Source organism: Sphingomonas sp. SDUR79 (assembly GCF_056821745.1).
Window position 1 is genome coordinate 3329911 of record NZ_JBPDIN010000001.1, and the last position, 18528, is coordinate 3348438.

Here is an 18528-nt window from a genome sequence, read left to right on the forward strand (position 1 = left end):
CGCGCGGCCGTCAGGCCGCTGCGAGGGTAAAGGTCGAATGCACGCCCTGCGCTTCCGCCGACGGCGCGATCCACACGTCGAACAGGCCCGGCTCGACCGTGGGTTTCAGATCCATGCCGATGAACTGCAGGTCGCGACGGCGCAGCACGAAGCGCACCGTCTCGCTCGCACCGGGGGCCAGCGCCAGTTTGCGGAACGCCTTGAGCTCGCGCACCGGGCGGGTGATGCTCGCCGCACGGTCGCGGATATAGAGCTGCACCACTTCCTCGATCGCGCGCGTGCCACGGTTGGTGATCGTTGCGGTGAACGCGATCTCCCCGTCCCAGCCCAGCGTGCCCTGTTGCGGCGTCAGGCCCGCATATTCGACCTTGCCATAGGTCAGACCATGGCCGAACGGGTACAGCGACGAGTTGGGGCTGGTCCGCCAGCGCGTCTTGTAAGGCTCGAGCTTGTCGTCGCTCGGGTTCGGTCGGCCGGTCGGCTTGTGCGCATAATGATAAGGCTGCTGCCCCGATTCACGCGGGAAGCTGATCGGCAGCCGCGCCGACGGGCTATAGTCGCCGAACAGCACGTCGGCGATGGCATTGCCGCTCTCCGACCCCAGGAACCAGGTGACGAGGATCGCTGGAGCGTTCTTGACGGCCCCTTCCAGCGCCAGCGCGCGGCCATTCTTGAGCAGCACGACGATCGGCTTGCCCGTCGCGGCGACTGCTTCGGCCAGTGCCATCTGCGGGGCGGGAACGGTGATGCTGGTGCGCGACTGCGCCTCGCCCGACATATTCTCGCTCTCGCCGATCGCGAGCAGCACGACGTCTGCGGCATTGGCCGCCGCCACCGCTGCCGCGATACCGCCGTCGAGCGGTTCTTCGACCTTGGAGCCGAGCGCCACGGTCACCGGTGCATCCTTGCCGAGCGCATTGCGGACGCCGGTTGCCAGATCGATCGCCTGCTTGTTGTCGCCATAGACGCACCACGGACCGTTGAGGTCGTGCTGCCCCTCAGCGAACGGGCCGATGATCGCGATCTTCTTGCCGCTCTTGGGCAGCGGCAGCAGGTCACCGTCATTCTTGAGCATCACGATCGAGCGCTTGCCCGCCTCACGTGCCAGAGCGAGATTTTCCTTGGTCCGGGTGCGCGCCGCCTCACGCTTTTCGTCGATGCGGCGGAACGGGTCTTCGAACAGGCCGAGCTTGGCCTTCAGCGCCAGCACCTTGCGCACCGATTCATCGACGCGTGCCATCGGCACCTCACCCTTTTCGACCAGGTCGGGCAGGTGGTCGCGGTAGAAACCGCTGGTCATGCTCATGTCGACACCGGCCATGAAGGCGAGCTTGGTCGCCTCACGCGCATCGGCGGCATAGCCGTGCGCGATCATTTCCATGTCGCCGGTATAATCGGACACGACGAAGCCGTCGAAGCCCCATTCATCGCGCAGAATCTTGCGCATCAACCATTCATTGCCGGTCGCCGGGACGCCGGAAATCTCGTTGAACGCGGCCATCGTGGTCGGTGCGCCCGCTGCAAAGGCAGCCTGGAACGGCGGGAAATAGACTTCGCGCAGCGTCCGCTCCGAGACGTCGACGGTGTTATAGTCGAGCCCCGCTTCCGCTGCGCCATAGGCGGCGAAATGCTTGGCGCACGCCATCATCGTGTCGATCGCCTTCAGGCTCTTGCCCTGGAACCCGCGCACGCGCGCTTCGGCGAACAAATTGCCGAGCAGCACATCCTCACCCGCGCCCTCGACGCCGCGGCCCCAGCGCTGGTCGCGGGCAATGTCGACCATCGGCGCGAACGTCCAGTCGATGCCCGCCGCGGCCGCCTCGAACGATGCGGCTGCGGCGGCCTTCTGCGCCAGCAGCGGTTCGAAGCTCGCGGCCTCGCCCAGCGGGACCGGGAAGATGGTGCGGTGGCCGTGAATGATGTCGGCGGCGAAGATCAGCGGGATCTTCAGCCGCGAATCCTTCATCGCCGCGGTCTGCATGATGCGGCACATGCGGGCATTGTTGCCGTTGAACACGCCGGTGATGCGGCCCTGACGCACTTCGTCGACTTGCTGCGCGAAATTGGAGTTCGACCCGCTTGGCGGGTTCATCGCGATCGCCGCGCCGCCGCCCCAGGCCGATGCCATCAGGCTGAGCTGACCCGCTTTTTCGGCCAGCGTCATCTTGGCGATCAGCGCATCGACGAAGCCCGGGACCTCAATCTTCGCGGCCTCGCCCATCAACGCCCGCGCCGGGCTGTGCAGCCATGCGGCGACCGCACCTGCACCCATCAGGGCGGCGCGGCGAGAAATCCGGGTGTCGAGCATGTTGGTCCTCTCCTGATCGGGTCGCACCCCCTAGGGTACGGTAAAGGCGGAAGAATGGCGCGCCCCGAATTCAGGGTGTCGCGGCAAGCCGTAACCGGTTACATGCCGCCTAACGAACCCATTTGCAATCGCGAATGACCCGGTGGAGAAGAACGTTCTCAATTTGGGGGGCAGGACGGTATGGGCGAAGCGACGATTCGGGATGTGGCGCGGCACGCACAGGTGTCGATCGCCTCGGTCTCGCGCGCGCTCAACGGCCTTGGCAATGTCCGCGCGGAAACCCGCGAGCGGGTGATCGCTGCCGCGAACGAACTGGGCTATGTCCCCCATGCTGGCGCGCGCAGCCTCAGCCTGGCCCGCGCCCATGCGATCGGCGTGGTGCTGCCCGATCTGCATGGCGAGTTCTTCAGCGAGTTCGTGCGCGGCATGGATCGTGAGGCGAGCCGGCGCGGCTATGTGATGCTGCTCGCGGTGATGCATGACGATAGCGAACAGGCGGCGGCAGCGCTTCGCGCGATGCGGGGGCGGGTCGACGGACTGGTGGTGATGGCCCCGCATCTGTCCGAAGCGATGCTGCGCCGTGCGCTCCCGACCGGGCTTCCGGCAGTGGTCATCAACGGACCGCGCAGCATTGCCGACCTTGCGACGGTACGGCTCGACAACGCCGCCGCGACCGAGGCGATGGTTGCACATCTGGTTGCCACCGGTCGGCGCCGGATCGTCCATATCGCCGGGCCGGATGGTAATATCGACGCGGACGAGCGCGCTACCGCGTTCCGCGCCAGCATCGCGCGGCACCTGCCCGGCACCGAACCCATTGTCCTGCCGGGAGATTTTGCCGAGGAAGGGGGCGAGGCGGTGGCGCGCGCCATCGCTTCGGGCGCGATCGACTGCGACGCGGTGTTCGCGGCCAACGACATGATGGCACTCGGTTGCCTTCAGGGGCTGCGTACCGCGGGGATCGCTGTGCCGGGGCAGGTCGCCGTCGCCGGGTTCGACGACATCCCGCTCGCGCGTTATCTTGGCGTGACCACGATGCGCGTGCGGATTGCCGAACTTGGCGAGGAAGCGATCGGCCGGGTGATCAACGTGCTGGAGGGTGAGGGCACCGACACCCGCGCCGAGCTGCATCAAGCCGAGTTGGTGGTACGCTCGACCAGCGCCGGTTAGAGTCGTTTTCAGTTAGGCGGCACCAGCCCGCTCCCCCACCCGGCCACCCAACGCCAGTATCCTATGGGTGGCCGGGTGGGGGAGCGGGCTGGTGCCGATCAGCTTTGCTGAAAACGACTCTAACGCACCCGTACCGGGGCGCTGCGCTTCGACACTCCGGTCTCGTTGAACGCCTCGACGGCGGCATAATAGCCCACGCCCTTGTTGAGCGCGCGCAGGTCGAGACTCGCCTGCGCGCCCTCACCCAGCTCATCCGCGAACACCTGATAGGTCAGCGTCAGCCGGTCCGGGCGGATGCCCCACATGACGTTATAGCCGGTCGCGCCGGGCACCTTGCGCCAGCGCACCGTGGCATTGCGTTCGTCCGTGTCGCGGATCGCCGCCACTGCGCCGGGCATCGCGGGCGCGCAGCCATCGGCGTTGCCGAACACACGCAGGTCGTTGATTGCCAGATGCGCGCCGCCGATATGGCCATGCACATAGCGGACGAAGCGGACTTTCGCCGGCGTCGTGAGCTGGAAATAGGCGTTAGGCCGATCGCGGCGCGGGGCCTCGGTCTCGGCGAGCTTCGACCAGCTCTTGCCGTCGAGCGATCCCTCCAGCCGAAACTCGGTGTAGATGTCGGGCGCGTCGCCATAACGGCCGGACTTGTAGTCGGCGAAATTGACCTGGATTGCGCGCACCGTCTTCGTCGCGCCCAGATCCATCGTCAGCGTCTCGCCCTGCTTCTTGCTGGCGGCGACCCAGAAGGTGCGGGGGTTCTCGTCCGCCGCGCGGCTCGCATCATACTCCCCCAGGGTCGAAGATGCGGTCAGCGTCTTGCGATACGACAGCAGCATCCAGCCGGTGAACAGCCCCTCGATGTCCTCGACCTTCCCCTCCGGCATCCAGTGCGGGAAATCGCCGAAGCGCGACGATGCCCACATCTGCCCGTCCGCCTCGAACCGCGTCGGGAACAGGTTGATCCGGCGCTCGAACGTCCAGTTATGGCCAAGCCAGGGCGTGCCGCTGTTCCACCAATTGCCGTGGTGATCCTGCACCGTCGAGCCATGCCCCGCGCCCTCGACGAACCCGCCGGGTTTGTAGGCGACCGGGTTCCACGGCGCATAGGTGAACGGGCCGAGCGGCGATTTCGCGGTGTAGGCGCCATTGGCATAGGCGTTATACTCGGTCCCCGGCGCGCCATATTGCAGATAATAGGTGCCGGCGACCTTGGTCATCCAGGCGCCTTCCATGAACGGCTTGATCGGGGTGCCGTCGGGCAAAGTACCCGAATGATCCTGCCCGAAGCGTTCCCAGCCATGATTGTCGGGGTCGAGCTTGAACGCCTCGGTCGCGCGGCCCTTGTAGATCATCCGGCCGTCCTTGAACTCGATCTCAAGGCCGTAGAGCGGGAAGACGTTGGACGATCCCCAATAGAAATACCATTTGCCGTCATCGTCCAGGAATAGCGCAGGATCCCATGGCCCCGGCGGCACATCGCCCGGCTTCATGTTCGCTTCGCCACCCGGCCAGATCTGCCCCGGCAGGCGCGGCATGCGGCGCACGAAATAGTCGAGCTTGCCCGTCTCCGGCGCGTCGGAGACATAGACCGACCCCGGCTCCATCATCGATGGCATCAGGTAGAGCCGCTCGCCGTCCGACCAGGCGGCGGGGGCGACAAACCCGCCCTTTTCCCATCGGCTGGGGGTGATGAAGGTCCAGTCGATCAAATTGGTCGAGCGCCAATAGCCCTCAGCCAGCGTCTGGAAGAGATAGTAAGCGCCCTTGTGCCGGATGATCACCGGATCGGCGCCGGTGCGGTACGAGATATCCTCGTTCACCTGCTCATAATTGTAGCGGTAATCGAGGTCGATCGGATTGGCGTAGGTCCGCTTGCCCGGCTGCGCAGTCGCGGAGGTCGCGCACAGGCTTACCAGCACCAGAGCAAGGGTTGCACGCATCGACCATCTCCAAAAACCCGCGCCATAAAGCACTTGAGGGTTCTGTAACCGTTTACAGATGTCGGCGAAACCCCGTGGGCTCGGCCGGAGCATTGTCGCCCCGGCCGTGGCCGATCACTCCCACCAATACGGGCGGCGCTTCGCGGTGCCGGTGTCGACCTCGTTCATCGTACGCGGATCGTACATCCGCCCACCCAGCATGACGCGGTGGATCTTGTCGCTGTTGCGGATGTCCGCAGTCGGATCGGCGTCGAGGACCAGCAGGTCGGCGAGCTTGCCCGGCTCCAGCGACCCGACATCCTTCGCGTAGCCCAGCGACTTGGCCGAATCGATCGTGCCTGCACGCAGCGCCTCGACCGGGGTCATGCCGCCGCGCACGAACGACCACAGCTCCCAATGCGCGCCGATCCCGGCCTGCTGCCCGTGCGCGCCGATCGCCACCAGCTTGCCCGCCTGCATCACCTTCTTCGCCTCGCGCGCGGCTTCGTCATCGACGAAATTGCTTTCGGGTGCCTTGGTCACGCGCATCGTGTCGGCGCGCAGCTGCGCCGGGGGCGTGTGCACCATCAGCGGGTTTTCCCAGACATTGGTCGCCTGTCGCCAATAAGGGTCACCGGCCAGTCCGCCATAGGTGACGACCAGCGTCGGGGTGTAGTTGGTGTCACTCTGCCCGAAGAACTGCAGCACGTCCTGGTAGAACACCTCACCGGGCACATTATGCTCCAGCGTCGAGTTGCCATCGGCGATCAGGTTCATGTCCATGCCGAATAGCGACCCGCCCTCGGCGACGACCTGCATCCCCTCGGCCCGCGCGGCGGCGACGACCATCTGGCGCTGTTCGCGGCGCGGCTGGTTGTAGTTCTTTACCGAATAGGCGCCCTGGGCCTTCAGACGGCGGACATGATTGAGCGCGTCGTCATAGCTGTCGATCTGCGCGTATACGCCCGCAGCGCGCGCGCCGTAGACGATCTCGCCGGTCGAAAAGAGGCGCGGGGCAAGGATCTTGCCCGCCTGCTGCATTTCTGCCGCGGCAAAGACATGCGCTGCCTGACTCGACGGGTCGTGCAGCGTGGTGGTGCCGAGCGCGAGATTTTGCAGCAGCGACCAGTTCTGCTGCGGGATCAGCTCGTCGGTGCCATAGGGGCCATGCGCATGCGCATCGACCAGGCCCGGGATGATCGTCTTGCCGGTGACATCGACCGTCTTCGTGCCGGCGGGCAGCTGGATCGCAGCGGTCGGCGCGACCGCGACGATGCGATCCCCCTCGATCACGATCGTGCCATTCTCGATCACCCCGCCATCGGCGCCGGCCATGGTGACGATTCGTGCGCCGGTCAGCGCAACGGTACCGCTCGCCTTGGCCGCCTTGACCTCCATCGCCATCGAGCTGGTGCGCGGGGTCACGGTGACCTTGGTGCCACCGGGGGCCGAGGCGAAGAAGGCGCTGCGGTCGGCGGTGTAGAGCGTCGGGCCAAGGCTCCAGTGCAGCCGCGCGCCGTCGCCCGACCAGGTGATGTAATCGCCGCCATCGCTGCTGACGCGCACGACGGGGAGCGCATCGCCCTTGGGCGCGACCGCGACCTGCTGGCCACCGGGCATCAGCGGCATCGCGAACACCTGATAATTCTGGCGGAAGGCGACGCTCTTGCCGTCCGGTGCGACGATGAATTCGGTGGCGAGTTCACCCGCGGCATGCACGCGCTTGCCCTCGCCATTCAGGTCGGTCGAGACCAGCTGGAGCTTCTCGCCACCCTCGACCATGAAGATGCGGTCGTTCGATGCGCCATATTGCGGGCGCGCCAGGCTGCGCGTGACCATCACCGGCGTGCCGCCAGCGGTGGCGACGCGATAGACGCCGGGGTTCTCACCCCATTTGGGCGCGGTCAGCCCGCCGCCATCGCCCTTTTCAAACACGATCGTGCGGCCATCGGGCGAGAATTGTGGGCGCGCATAATGGCCCGGCTGCTGCGTCACCCTCCGCGCCGTACCGCCCGAGGCGGAGACCACGCGGATCGCGCCGAGGCTCTCGTCATTCCACTGAACGAACACGATCGACCGCCCGTCGCGCGACCAAGCCGGAAACAGCTCCATCCCCGCGCCATCGGCCAGGGTGGTCAGCCGCTTCGCGCTGCCGCCACTGACCGGCTTGACCCAGAGCTTGCCCAGGCTCTCGAACACCAGCTGGCTACCGTCGGGCGAAACAGCGGCGAAGCGCGGCATCTTCGTGGTAAAGCTGGCGGGAGCGACCGCGATCTGCGGGTGCGGGGCATCGGCGACGGCGCGGGTATCGGCGACGCGGAACGGGATCACCGCCGCGTTGGCACCATCGGCATCGACCCGGCGGATTTTGCCGCCCGCCCAGAATACGATCGACTTGCTGTCGGGCGTCCAGTCGATGTTGGGGTAGACGCCGGTGACCGCCCAGGTTTCCTGCACGTCCTGATCGAGCGCGTCATAGACGATGCGCTCGGCCCCGCTCGCCATGTCCTTGACCCACAGCTTCGACTTGCCCGCCTCACGCCGGACAAAGGCGATCGACTTGCCATCGGGCGAGGGCGCCGGACGCACTGATCCGCCAAGGCCCGACACCGCCGTCGTCGTCTCGCCGGTCTCAAGGTCATAGCGCTCGATATTGAACAGGTTGGTGTTCGAATCCTGCGCATATTCGAAGATCGGGCCGGACGTGATGTTACGGGTGAAATACACGCCCTTGCCGTCCGCCGCGTAGATCGGCTCGCCCAGTTCCTTCTGGTGCCGCTCATTGGGGCGCTTGACCAGCTGCACGCCCGCCCCGCCCGAGACGTGATACAGCCACACCTCACCCGTGCCGAGCGAGCGGCCGGTCGTGAAATGCTTCTTCGCGACGATATACTGCCCGTCCGGCGACCAGCTCGGCTGGTTGAGCAGGCGGAAATCCTCCTTGGTGTGCTGGCGCTTATCGCTGCCGTCGGCATTCATGATCCAGATATTGTCGCCACCGCCCCGGTCGGAGGTGAAGGCGATGCGGCGGCCATCGGGCGAGAAGCGCGGATGCACTTCCCACGCCATCCCCTCGGCAACCCGCGTCGGCGTGCCGCCCGCGATCGGCATCGTGTAGATGTCGCCGAGCAGCGCAAAGGCGATGCTCTTGCCATCGGGGCTGACATCGACGTCGATCCAGGTGCCTTCGTCGGTGTCGATCTTCGCCTGCTTCAGCGTCGCGCCCTGCGGCGCGTTGACGTCCCATTTGGGCTTTTCGGCGGGCTTGTCCTGCGCTTGCGCGTGACCCATGACGAAGAGCGCGGCGAGAACGCCGGCGACCGAATGACGCATGTTGGGACTCCTGAACCTGTTTATGGGTCAGGTGGTAACGGACGAAACCGCCCGCGTCACGGCCCTATCGCTTGAGCAGGAACACCGCATGTTCGGCGCGGAAATTGGCGGCGGCGGAGCTGGTCAGCTGATCGCCCGACAGGAACCACGCCTGCTCGACCGTGATCCCGCGATCACGCACATAGGCGCGGAAATCATCGACGGTGACATGGTGGATATTCGGCGTCTCGTACCACGCCACCGGCAACAGCCGCGTGACCGGCATGCGCCCGCCCCACAGGAGCGACAGCCGCACCCGCCAATGCGCGAAATTGGGGAAGGACACCACCGCGCGCTCGCCAATGCGCAGCAGGTGATCGAGCACGACATGCGGCCGCATCGTCGTCTGGAGCGTCTGGCTGAGGATCGCATAGTCGAAGCTGGCATCGGGATAGTCGGCTAGGTCGGTGTCGGCATCGCCCTGAATCACCGAGAGCCCGCGCCCGACCGCGGATGCGACGTTGTGGGCGTCGATTTCCAGCCCGCGCGCGTCGCATTGACGCTGGTCGCGCAGCGCCGCCATCAGCGCCCCGTCCCCGCACCCGACATCGAGCACCCGGCTGCCCGGCGCGACATTGGACGCGATAATCGCGAGATCGGGGCGGAGTCCGGTCATTCGCCCGCCCTCAAAAACCCGTCGACCACGCGGTTCAGCTCGGGCGCTTCCAGTAAAAAGGCGTCGTGTCCGAACGGCGAGGACAGCTCGACGAAACTGACCGGCGCGCCGGCGGCGTTCAGCGCATGCACGATGCTGCGCGAATCGCGGGTGGGGTAGAGCCAGTCGGTGTCGAAGCTGACGAGGCAGAAGCGCGCCCTGGTCGCGCGGAAGGCGTTGGCGAGCACGCCGCCATGCTCCTCGGCGAGGTCGAAATAGTCCATCGCGCGGGTGATATAGAGATAGGCGTTGGCGTCGAAGCGATCGACAAAGCTCAGCCCCTGATGGCGCAGATAGGATTCGACCTGAAAATCCGCGTCGAAGCCGAAGGTCTTCGCTTCCCGCGCCTGCAGCTTGCGCCCGAACTTCTCGGTCAGGCCGGCTTCGGACAGATAGGTGATGTGCGCCGCCATCCGCGCGACCGCGAGGCCCGATGCGGGCGGCTCGCCCTCATAATAGGCGCCGCCATTCCAGCGCGGATCGGCCATCACCGCCTGCCGCCCGACTTCATGGAAGGCAATATTCTGCGCCGAATGCCGTGCGGTCGATGCGATCACCACTGCGGCCTCGACCCGCTCGGGGAAGGTGGCCGGCCAGCTCAGCGCCTGCATCCCGCCCATCGACCCGCCGACCACGGCCTTGAGCTTGGCGACGCCGAGATGGTCGAGCAGCATCGCCTGCGCGCGCACCATGTCGCGGATGGTGATGACGGGGAAGCTCATGCCCCATGGCGCGCCGGTCGCCGGATTGACCGTCGCGGGCCCGGATGACCCCATGCAGCTGCCCAGCACATTGGCACAGACGATGAAGTGCCGCGCCGGATCAATCGGCTTGCCTGGCCCGACCATGCGGGTCCACCAGCCGGGTTTGCCGGTAATCGGGTGGTCTGATGCGACATGTTGGTCGCCCGTGAGCGCATGGCAGATCAGGACCGCATTGCCGCCATCCGCCGCCAGCGTGCCATAGGTTTCGTAGGCAATCTCGACCGGCGACAGCAGCACGCCCCCGTCAAGGCGCAGCGGCCCCGGAAGCGTCACGCGGCGGTCGAGGCCAAAGCGCACATCGTCAGACATCGCCGCGTGCCTAGAAGCCGCGCGGCGCGGGTTCAAGCGGTTCGCGCGGGGATGGTTCGGCCAAGGATCGCCTGCGCCGCCAGCCGCCCGGTCTGCGCGCCACCATTCATATAGCCGGGGAAGGCGTCGGACAGATGCTCGCCGGCAAAGATGACGCGGCCAAGCGCCGGGGCGGACTGCACCGCCGCGCCGTCATTGCCCTCCATCCACAGCAGCGACCCGAAGCGGGTGAGGTGCCCGGGCGGATAGCTGCCATAGGAGCCGCCGATCAGGGGATCGCGGTGCCACGCGGTGCGCCGCACCGGCGCATCGGCACAGGCAGCGGCAAGATCGCCGAGCGCCCTGCGTGCGTCGCTCGCATAGCGCGCCGCGAGCGCCCGTGCAGGGTCGGCATCGTCAGTGGCGTCGCCACCGAGGTACCACGTCCATACCGGTGGCCCTTCGACCCCGCGCACGCTGCCGTCCCAACCGCTTGCCCAGCTGCCGCGCGCGCCGGCATGCCATACATCGCCGCCCCTGCCGATCGCGTCGCGCCAGCGCGCCGAGTCGGCGACAGCAAGGATTTTCTCGTTCCGCCCCAGTGTCATCGCCTTGATGAACCGGCGCCACTGGGCTGGCAGTGGCACCTCAAAGTCGATCTGGCGCGTCTTTGGCGCCGGGACCGCGATAATCACCGCATCCGCGCGTGCCGTCGTGCCGTCAGCGAAACTCAGCGTGACGCCCCCCGTCGCGCGACCGACGCGGCGCAGCACGCGGCCGGTCTCGATCTGGGCGGCATGGCGGGTGGCAAGCGCGTCGATCAGCGTGCTGCTGCCCCCTGCAATGGCGTAGCGCTCGTCCGATCCGCCGAGGATATCGGCGCGCGCGCCATCCACGGTCGGCAGGTTGAACAGCAGCGACAGCGCCGAAGTAGCATCGGGCTCGGCACCATATTCGGTGCGACCCGTCGTTTCGAGCAGGCCGCGTACCCAAGGCGTTGGGAGCAATCCCGCATGGCGATCGAGATAGTCAGCGATTGAGATCGCGTCGAATGCGCGCAAGGCAGCGGGATCGGCATCAATCCGGTCGGCGTCGCGACCGATCTGTGTCGCGATCGGCGCCAGCGCGTCAGCGAGCTCCGCTTCCGCCACCGCGCGACCGCCCGTGACGACGATGCTGCGATGCGGGTCCACCTTGCGATCGACCAGCCCGATTCCGAACCGTCGCGTGAGCGCCCGTATGTCGTTATGGTCGCTGTTGACCAGCTGGGCACCAAGCTCGAACGCCGGGGCGCCCGTGGCTTTTTGCGTGAACACGCGCCCGCCAAGCCTTCCGCCCGCTTCATAAAGCCGGGCATCGACGCCCGCTTCGCGCAGATGGTGGAGTGCGGTCAGCCCGGCGATGCCGCCGCCGACGATCGCGACCCGACCGATGCCGGTGCGCGCCGGTGCCGCAGTGGGGATCGCGGCGGCGACACCCCCGGCCGCAAAGCCCTTAAGCAGCGCACGGCGGGTCGCTCCCGGCTGAGCCGGAACCGGCGCAGTCTCACCGGCCGCCGCGAGATTTCGCCGCCGTGCCGCCGCCAGTGCAGTCCAAATCAACCCGCCGCTTCGCATCCCACCCCCGGTTTCGTTGCGCCGGGCGTAGCGCCATGACCTTGCTATTGCGTAACCATTGGGCAAAGGGGTCGCCCATGACTGGACCGACCCCCAAGCCGTGGATCATGGACATCGCCCCCTATGTGCCGGGCAAGTCGAAGACCGATGATGGCCGCAAGGCGATCAAATTGTCGTCGAACGAAAACCCGCTCGGCACTTCGCCCGCTGCGCGCGCCGCATTTGCGACCGCCGCAAGCAGCCTCGAGCGTTATCCCGACGCCAGCGGGACTGAATTGCGTGAGGCGCTGGCCGCCAAGCACGGGCTCGATCCCGACCGGATCATCTATGGCAATGGATCGGACGAGGTGCTGCACCTCGCCGCCGGCGCATTCGCCGGGCCGGGCGACGAGATCATCTATGTGAATTACGGCTTCACCGTGTACCCGATCGCGACCAAGCGCGTCGGCGCGGTGCCGGTGGTCGCACCGGACAAGGATTATGCGACCGATGTCGACGCGATCCTTGCCAGTGTCACCGACAAGACGCGGATCATATTCATCGCCAATCCGAACAATCCGACCGGCACCCATGCCAGCCGCGAAGAGATCGCCCGCCTCCACGCCGGGCTGCGCGACGACATCCTGCTCGTGCTCGACCACGCCTATGCCGAATATATCGATGGCGACATCGACGATGGCGGGATGGAGCTGGCGATGACCGCGCCCAACGTGCTGGTCACGCGCACCTTCTCCAAGATGTACGGCCTTGCCGCCGAGCGCATTGGCTGGGGCTATGGCGCGCCTGCGATTATCGAAGCGATGCACCGCATCCGCCTGCCGTTCAGCATCACTATTGCCGGGACCGCGGCCGCGATCGCCGCGCTCAACGACGATGATTTCGTCGCGCGCTGCAAGACGGAGAATGCCCAATGGCGCCGCTGGTTCAGCGATGAGATCGCCAAGCTCGGCAATGCCGGGCTGCGCGCGGTGCCGAGCCAGGCCAATTTCGTCCTCGTGCTGTTCGAGGGCAAGCTGACCGGCGAAGCGGCCTATAAGGGGCTGATGGACGCGGGCTATATCGTGCGCTGGCTGCCCGGCCAGGGTCTGCCCCACGGCCTGCGAATCACCATCGGCAATGAGGAAGAGACGCGCGCGGTCGCGGCGATCCTCCAGCAGCTGGTGGCCGCCGCCGACGCCGAATGAAGCGCTTCGGCATCATCGGCTTCGGGCGGTTCGGACAGCTCGCCGCCACGCATCTGCGCGACCATTTCACGGTGATCGTGCATGATTCGCGCGACATTGCCGCGGATGCGGTGCGGATTGGCGTGGTTGCTGACACGCTGGAGGCGGTCGCCGCGTGCGATGCGGTGATGCTCGCCGTCCCGGTGCAGGCGATCGAGCGCACGCTCGCCGCCATCGCCCCGCATGTCCGCACCGGCGCGCTGGTCGTGGACGTGGCATCGGTCAAGATGCTCCCCGCCCGCTGGATGGCCGAGGCGCTGCCCGAGAGTGTCGATATCGTCGCCACCCACCCACTGTTCGGCCCGCAGAGCGCGCGGCGCGGGCTGGCGGGACAGCCCTTGGTGGTCTGCCCGGTGCGCGGCGAGCGCCACCACCGCGTCGCCGAATTCGGACGCAAGCTCGGCCTCAAGGTATCGATCACCAGCGCCGAAGAGCATGACCGCGAAATGGCCTATGTTCAGGCGCTCACGCACCTGATCGGCCGGACGCTCGTCAACATCCGCATCCCCGACGAGGAGCTGAAGACCGACAGCTACCAGCACCTGCTCGAGCTGTGCGCGCTGATCGGCGACGATAGCGAGGAGCTGTTCTTCGCGATCCAGAACCTCAACCCGTTCGCGGGGGAGATCACGCAGCAGTTTATCGGGGAGGCCAATGGCCTGCTGGCACGTGCGCTCAACGCCGGGAACCGCAGCGCCTAATGTCGTTTCAGCAAAGCTGAAGCGGGCCGGTGCCGCCGAACCGGAAAACGACTCTAACTGCGTTCCACTTCGTCCAACCGTGCGGTGACCCATTTGCGGGCCGCTGCACGGAGCCCGGGTTGAAGGATCACCAGGAACGGCAGCACGATCAGCCAGGGGAAGAACAGAAAGGCGATCGTGAAGGCAACGAACAGGGTGATCAGCCAGCCGCCGATCGCCTTGCCGATCTTCTCGTTGAAACGGTCGTCCATGACGATCCGGCGTGGTGCCTTGAGGTCGTAAACCGGCGAGGTGGTGAGGATCTGTGCGCCGCTGCGGTCGTCGATCCGGCGGGGTTCGGGTTCGCTGACGGGCCGTTCGGACGCGGCTGGCTCCGGCCGGGCTTTCGCTGGGACGGGGCCGGGCGCGCTGGCCGGCTTGCCCGTCACCGTGTCGATCACCACGAGCCGCCGATCGCGCTCGACGACCTTGTAGCGGCTGGGTGGCACGTCGGTCACCGGGCTGCCCGCCGTGCGCGCCACTGGTCAGCGCTCTGGCCCCAGGCGTCGACCCGGACGTCGGCATAGGGGGCGGGGAGCAGGACCGGGCGGAGGTTGGTCGAGCCGAGCCGCTGGGCAAGCCGGATCGAGCGGGTGTTTTCGGGCGCGATGGTGTGGATCACCTCGTCCCAGCCGAGCACATCGACGGCATAGTCCATCGCGGCGACTGCGCCTTCATAGGCATAGCCACGCCCGGCGAACTCGGCAGCAACGCCCCAGCCGACTTCGGTGCCGGGCCAGCCGTCGGGCATCCATGGACCGAGGCGGCCGACCCATTTGCCGGTCGCACGCTCAATGACCGAGAACATCGCGAAGCCGTTGATCTCCCATGCGCCGGCCATGGTGCACAGCTGACGCCAGGCGACGCTGCGTTCGACCGGGCCGCCGAGATGCTCGGTCGCGACGGGGTCTGCCGAGAAAGCCGCCCAGCCATCCAGATCCTCCGCCGCCGGACGGCGCAGGATCAGCCGTTCGGTGAAGAGGATCGGGTGGGTCATAGCCGTTGCTTGAGCGCCAGCATCGCGATTGCCGCCTCTGCCGCGCCGCCGCCCTTGTTCAGCTGCGCGGGGTCGGCGCGGCGGATCGCCTGGGCCTCATCCTCGGTGGTCAGGATGCCGTTGCCGATCGGGATGCCGTCCATGGTCAGCGCCATGATCCCGCGCGCGCTTTCGTTCGAGACGATCTCGAAATGATAGGTCTCGCCGCGGATCACCACGCCGAGCGCGACATAGGCGTCGTAGCGCTGCGTTTCTTCGGCCAGCACGATCGCGCCGGGCACTTCGAGCGCGCCGGGGACGGTGACGGTCTCGTGGGAATGGCCCGCCGCCTCGATCGCGGCGCGGGCACCGGCGAGCAGCATGTCGTTCAAATGGTCATAGAAGCGCGCTTCGACGATCAGGATGTTGGCCATTATTCGCCTTTCAGATCGATTGCGCGCTCGCCGACGATGCGCAGCCCATAGCCATCGAGGCCGACGAGCGTGTGATGGGTGTTGGTGAGCAGCACCATTTCCTCGACCCCCAGATCATTGAGGATCATCGCGCCGACGCCATAATCACGCAACTCCTCCATATCGACTTCGGTGCGCTTTCCGGCCTTGCGCTCGACCGCCATGGTGAAGGCGTCGGCGCGTGGCTTGTTGATGACGACCACGACGCCAGCGCCTTCCGCGCCGATGATCTCCATCGAGCGCTGCAGCAAGACGCCGCGATCCCCCGCCTCGCCGAACACATCGGCGAAGGGCGAGAGCGCGTGCATGCGCACGAGGGTCGGCTTGTCAGGGGTGACGCGGCCCTTGACCAGCGCGAGCTGTTCGGTGCCGGTTGCCTTGTTCCAGAAGGCGATGGTGCGCCAGTCGCCGCCCCAGCGGCTCGTGAACACCGATTCGGCACGGCGCTCGACCAGATGGTCGTGGCGGCGGCGATAGGCAATGAGGTCGCGGATCGTGCCGATCTTCAGATTGTGCAGCTGGGCGAAGGCGACGAGGTCGTCCATCCGCGCCATGGTGCCGTCATCCTTCATGATCTCACAGATCACGCCCGAGGGGCTGAGTCCGGCGAGGCGGGATACGTCGACCGCAGCCTCGGTATGACCGGCGCGGACCAGCACACCGCCTTCGCGCGCGACGAGCGGGAAGACGTGGCCGGGCGAGACGATGTCTGCGGCACCCTTGGTCGCGTCGGTCGCGACTGCGACAGTGCGGGCGCGATCGGCGGCGGAGATGCCGGTGGTCACGCCTTCCTTTGCCTCGATCGAGACCGTGAACGCGGTGCCCATGCTGGTGCCATTGCGGCGCGACATCGGCTCCAGCCCGAGCTGGTCGGCGCGCGCCTGCGTGATGGCGAGGCAGATCAGGCCGCGGCCGTGGCGGGCCATGAAGTTGATCGCATCGGGGGTCGCCATCTGGCCGGGGATGACCAGATCGCCCTCATTTTCGCGATCCTCGTCATCGACCAGGATGAACATGCGGCCGTTGCGCGCTTCGTCGATGATCTCTTCGGGCGTCGACAGGAAGGCGTGAGGCAGGCGGGAGAGTTCAGCGTGGGCCACGGACGGCCTCCATTCGTTGCAGATAGCGTGCGAGCACATCGATTTCGAGATTGACCGCCTGACCCGGGGCGAGCGCGCCGAGGGTGGTGACCGACTGCGTGTGCGGGATCAGGTTGATCGCGAAATGGGCGGTGCCGTCGGGTTGGTCGGTCACTTCGTTCACGGTCAGCGACACACCGTCGATGGTGATCGAACCCTTGGCGGCGATGAACGGGGCGAGGGTGGCGGGCACGGCAATGCCGATCCGTTGCGAGTCGCCATCGGGACAGATGCCCAACACGGTACCGACGCCATCGACATGGCCGGTGACGATATGGCCGCCCAGCTCGTCGCCGACCTTGAGCGCGCGTTCGAGGTTGAGGCGCTGGCCGACCTGCCACTGGGCCGCGGTGCGTGAGATGGTTTCGTGGCTGACATCGACTGCGAACCAGCCCGGGCCCTTGCCGACGACGGTCAGGCAGACGCCCGAACAGGCGATCGACGCGCCGAGATCGACGGTGGCCATGTCATAGGCGGTGGTGATGCGCGCACGCAGGTCGCCGCGATTTTCGATCGCTTCGATCGCGCCGACATCGGTGATGATTCCGGTGAACATATCCTATCCTCTGGCGCGCTCGTAAACCTCGAGCCGGTCGCTGCCAAGCATGCGCGCATCGTGCAATCGCCAGCGGCCGTGCGCGGGATCGAGCGTCGCAAGGGCGAGGTCGGCGAGACCGGGCTTGCCGCCGAGCAGGATCGGGGCGCGGTAGAGCAAGAGGCGGTCGATGAGATCGGCACGGAGGAAGGCAGCGGCGGTTTGTGCGCCGCCCTCGACCAGCAGGTGATCGACGCCTTCCAGGTCGGCGATGGCTTCGGGCGCGGCGATGCGGGTCCAGCCAGGTGCGTCCGTCGCGGATAGGAGGACGCGGCGCGGAGCGCGATCTTCAAGCCCGGCAAGCCGCACGTCGAGTGCGGGAGTGTCGGCGTCGCGCGTGCCGCGACCGACCAGGATCGCTTCATGGCGAGCGCGTTCGAGATGGGCGTGTGCGCGGGCGCGTGGGCCGGTGATCCAGCGACTTGTCCCGTTGGCGAGCGCGATGCAGCCGTCGAGCGAGGTCGCGAGCTTGAGCGTGACGAAGGGCCGCCCGTATGCGCGGCGGGTGAGGAAGCCGGCCATGCAGCGCGCGGCTTCGGTGGGACCGATGTCAGTGGTTACGCTGATCCCGACCGCTTGCAGCCCGGCAATGCCGCGCCCGTCGGTACGCGGGTCGGGGTCGCGCAAGGCGATGACAACGCGGGCGACGCCGGCGGCGATCAGCGAGTCGGTGCAGGCGGGGCCGCGCGCCGATTCATGCGCGCATGGCTCCAGCGTGACATAGGCAGTGGCACCCCGCGCGGCGTCGCCTGCCAGCGCCAGCGCCATCGCTTCGGCATGCGGGCGGCCGCCGGGTTGGGTCCAGCCGCGCCCGACGACGCGATCCGCGCGCACGATGACACAGCCGACATTGGGATTGGGCGCGGTACGGCCCCGCGCGCGCTCGGCAAGCGCGAGCGCGGCGCCCATCCACGCGGCGTCGTTCAAATCCCGTATTCTTTCAGCTTGTCGTCGATCTTCTTGTATTCGCGCTTCTTCTTTTCAGCCTTCGCCTTTTCCTCGGCGAGTTTTTTCTGGCGGATCGGTTCGTCGATCTTCTGCTGGGCGATGATCTCGTCGATCGTCCGGTCGGCGCGCCAGTTCTGGAAATAGACGATCTCGCGCTTGTACGGCTTCTCGAAATAGCTGTCCTTGTAGAAGCCGAACAGGACCAGGCCGGTGGTGACCGCTGCGGCGAATAGGAACCACAGCTGGTAGCGGTGGCGGATACGCAGGACATTGCGCAAATCCGCCAGCGCGCCGACCGTCGAAACGGGGCGATCGGGTTTGAAGAACCTCATGGCGGCC

The 18528-nt window shown here is 66.8% G+C and carries 16 protein-coding genes; 3 read left to right on the forward strand and 13 right to left on the reverse strand.

What is annotated here, in order from left to right; all coding sequences use genetic code 11:
* Positions 1-10: 10 nt before the first annotated feature.
* Positions 11-2308 (reverse strand): glycoside hydrolase family 3 N-terminal domain-containing protein, encoded by a 2298-nt coding sequence (locus ACRYLO_RS16470; protein WP_482661144.1) that lies wholly within the window; start codon positions 2306-2308, stop codon positions 11-13.
* A 180-nt stretch (positions 2309-2488) separates the two neighbouring features.
* On the opposite strand from ACRYLO_RS16470, the gene ACRYLO_RS16475 reads away from it, so the two are divergent.
* Positions 2489-3478 carry a LacI family DNA-binding transcriptional regulator gene (locus tag ACRYLO_RS16475; protein WP_482661145.1) on the forward strand — a complete coding sequence of 330 codons (990 nt, stop codon included), beginning with the start codon at positions 2489-2491 and terminating at the stop codon, positions 3476-3478.
* Between the two features lie 119 nt (positions 3479-3597).
* Here ACRYLO_RS16475 and ACRYLO_RS16480 read toward each other — a convergent pair whose 3' ends face one another.
* The 5 genes from ACRYLO_RS16480 to ACRYLO_RS16500 all read right to left on the reverse strand — a co-directional run bounded on the left by ACRYLO_RS16480 (position 3598) and on the right by ACRYLO_RS16500 (position 12095).
* Complete coding sequence (locus ACRYLO_RS16480) at positions 3598-5421, reverse strand: family 43 glycosylhydrolase (RefSeq protein WP_482661146.1); 1824 nt, start codon at positions 5419-5421, stop codon at positions 3598-3600.
* 114 nt (positions 5422-5535) lie between these two features.
* Positions 5536-8733: an amidohydrolase family protein gene (locus ACRYLO_RS16485; RefSeq protein WP_482661147.1), complete on the reverse strand. Its 3198-nt coding sequence runs from the start codon at positions 8731-8733 to the stop codon at positions 5536-5538.
* 64 nt (positions 8734-8797) lie between these two features.
* Complete coding sequence (gene metW / locus ACRYLO_RS16490) at positions 8798-9388, reverse strand: methionine biosynthesis protein MetW (protein ID WP_482661148.1); 591 nt, start codon at positions 9386-9388, stop codon at positions 8798-8800.
* Entirely contained in the window at positions 9385-10500 is a 1116-nt protein-coding gene (gene metX, locus ACRYLO_RS16495; RefSeq protein ID WP_482661149.1) for a homoserine O-acetyltransferase MetX, read from the reverse strand. Before metX ends, metW begins: the two co-directional genes overlap by 4 nt.
* Before the next feature lie 32 nt (positions 10501-10532).
* Entirely contained in the window at positions 10533-12095 is a 1563-nt protein-coding gene (locus ACRYLO_RS16500; protein ID WP_482661150.1) for a flavin monoamine oxidase family protein, read from the reverse strand.
* Positions 12096-12172: 77 nt separating this feature from the next.
* On the opposite strand from ACRYLO_RS16500, the gene hisC reads away from it, so the two are divergent.
* Together hisC and ACRYLO_RS16510 are read left to right on the forward strand one after the other, a co-directional pair.
* The gene (hisC, locus tag ACRYLO_RS16505) at positions 12173-13279 is read left to right on the forward strand and encodes a histidinol-phosphate transaminase (protein ID WP_482661151.1); all 1107 of its coding nucleotides are present in this window, start codon (positions 12173-12175) and stop codon (positions 13277-13279) included.
* Positions 13276-14019, forward strand: coding sequence for a prephenate dehydrogenase/arogenate dehydrogenase family protein (locus ACRYLO_RS16510; protein WP_482661152.1), 744 nt, complete (start codon positions 13276-13278; stop codon positions 14017-14019). Before hisC ends, ACRYLO_RS16510 begins: the two co-directional genes overlap by 4 nt.
* Positions 14020-14072: 53 nt before the next feature.
* On the opposite strand, the gene ACRYLO_RS16515 is transcribed toward ACRYLO_RS16510, so the two are convergent.
* The 7 genes from ACRYLO_RS16515 to ACRYLO_RS16545 are packed head-to-tail and all read right to left on the reverse strand — an operon-like array spanning position 14073 to position 18521.
* A complete protein-coding gene (locus ACRYLO_RS16515; protein ID WP_482661153.1) occupies positions 14073-14540 on the reverse strand; it encodes a hypothetical protein in 468 nt (155 codons plus the stop codon).
* Entirely contained in the window at positions 14513-15055 is a 543-nt protein-coding gene (locus ACRYLO_RS16520; protein ID WP_482661154.1) for a GNAT family N-acetyltransferase, read from the reverse strand. The genes ACRYLO_RS16515 and ACRYLO_RS16520 overlap by 28 nt, the downstream gene beginning before the upstream one ends.
* Positions 15052-15468 (reverse strand): 6,7-dimethyl-8-ribityllumazine synthase, encoded by a 417-nt coding sequence (gene ribH / locus ACRYLO_RS16525; RefSeq protein WP_422056166.1) that lies wholly within the window; start codon positions 15466-15468, stop codon positions 15052-15054. Before ribH ends, ACRYLO_RS16520 begins: the two co-directional genes overlap by 4 nt.
* Complete coding sequence (ribB, locus tag ACRYLO_RS16530; protein WP_482661155.1) at positions 15468-16607, reverse strand: 3,4-dihydroxy-2-butanone-4-phosphate synthase; 1140 nt, start codon at positions 16605-16607, stop codon at positions 15468-15470. The genes ribH and ribB overlap by 1 nt, the downstream gene beginning before the upstream one ends.
* Positions 16594-17202 carry a riboflavin synthase gene (locus tag ACRYLO_RS16535; protein WP_482661156.1) on the reverse strand — a complete coding sequence of 203 codons (609 nt, stop codon included), beginning with the start codon at positions 17200-17202 and terminating at the stop codon, positions 16594-16596. Before ACRYLO_RS16535 ends, ribB begins: the two co-directional genes overlap by 14 nt.
* Positions 17203-17205: 3 nt before the next feature.
* A complete protein-coding gene (gene ribD, locus ACRYLO_RS16540; RefSeq protein ID WP_482661767.1) occupies positions 17206-18150 on the reverse strand; it encodes a bifunctional diaminohydroxyphosphoribosylaminopyrimidine deaminase/5-amino-6-(5-phosphoribosylamino)uracil reductase RibD in 945 nt (314 codons plus the stop codon).
* A 14-nt stretch (positions 18151-18164) separates the two neighbouring features.
* Positions 18165-18521, reverse strand: a complete 357-nt coding sequence (locus tag ACRYLO_RS16545) for a hypothetical protein (protein WP_482661157.1) — start codon at positions 18519-18521, stop codon at positions 18165-18167.
* Positions 18522-18528: the final 7 nt, after the last annotated feature.

Bases quoted from the DNA above. Each gene is read 5' to 3' on its own strand.
- ACRYLO_RS16470 (WP_482661144.1), bottom strand. From the start codon at position 2,308: ATGCTCGACACCCGGATTTCTCGCCGCGCCGCCCTGATGGGTGCAGGT.
- ACRYLO_RS16475 (WP_482661145.1), top strand. From the start codon at position 2,489: ATGGGCGAAGCGACGATTCGGGATGTGGCGCGGCACGCACAGGTGTCG.
- ACRYLO_RS16480 (WP_482661146.1), bottom strand. From the start codon at position 5,421: ATGCGTGCAACCCTTGCTCTGGTGCTGGTAAGCCTGTGCGCGACCTCC.
- ACRYLO_RS16485 (WP_482661147.1), bottom strand. From the start codon at position 8,733: ATGCGTCATTCGGTCGCCGGCGTTCTCGCCGCGCTCTTCGTCATGGGT.
- metW (WP_482661148.1), bottom strand. From the start codon at position 9,388: ATGACCGGACTCCGCCCCGATCTCGCGATTATCGCGTCCAATGTCGCG.
- metX (WP_482661149.1), bottom strand. From the start codon at position 10,500: ATGTCTGACGATGTGCGCTTTGGCCTCGACCGCCGCGTGACGCTTCCG.
- ACRYLO_RS16500 (WP_482661150.1), bottom strand. From the start codon at position 12,095: ATGCGAAGCGGCGGGTTGATTTGGACTGCACTGGCGGCGGCACGGCGG.
- hisC (WP_482661151.1), top strand. From the start codon at position 12,173: ATGACTGGACCGACCCCCAAGCCGTGGATCATGGACATCGCCCCCTAT.
- ACRYLO_RS16510 (WP_482661152.1), top strand. From the start codon at position 13,276: ATGAAGCGCTTCGGCATCATCGGCTTCGGGCGGTTCGGACAGCTCGCC.
- ACRYLO_RS16520 (WP_482661154.1), bottom strand. From the start codon at position 15,055: ATGACCCACCCGATCCTCTTCACCGAACGGCTGATCCTGCGCCGTCCG.
- ribH (WP_422056166.1), bottom strand. From the start codon at position 15,468: ATGGCCAACATCCTGATCGTCGAAGCGCGCTTCTATGACCATTTGAAC.
- ACRYLO_RS16535 (WP_482661156.1), bottom strand. From the start codon at position 17,202: ATGTTCACCGGAATCATCACCGATGTCGGCGCGATCGAAGCGATCGAA.
- ribD (WP_482661767.1), bottom strand. From the start codon at position 18,150: ATGGGCGCCGCGCTCGCGCTTGCCGAGCGCGCGCGGGGCCGTACCGCG.
- ACRYLO_RS16545 (WP_482661157.1), bottom strand. From the start codon at position 18,521: ATGAGGTTCTTCAAACCCGATCGCCCCGTTTCGACGGTCGGCGCGCTG.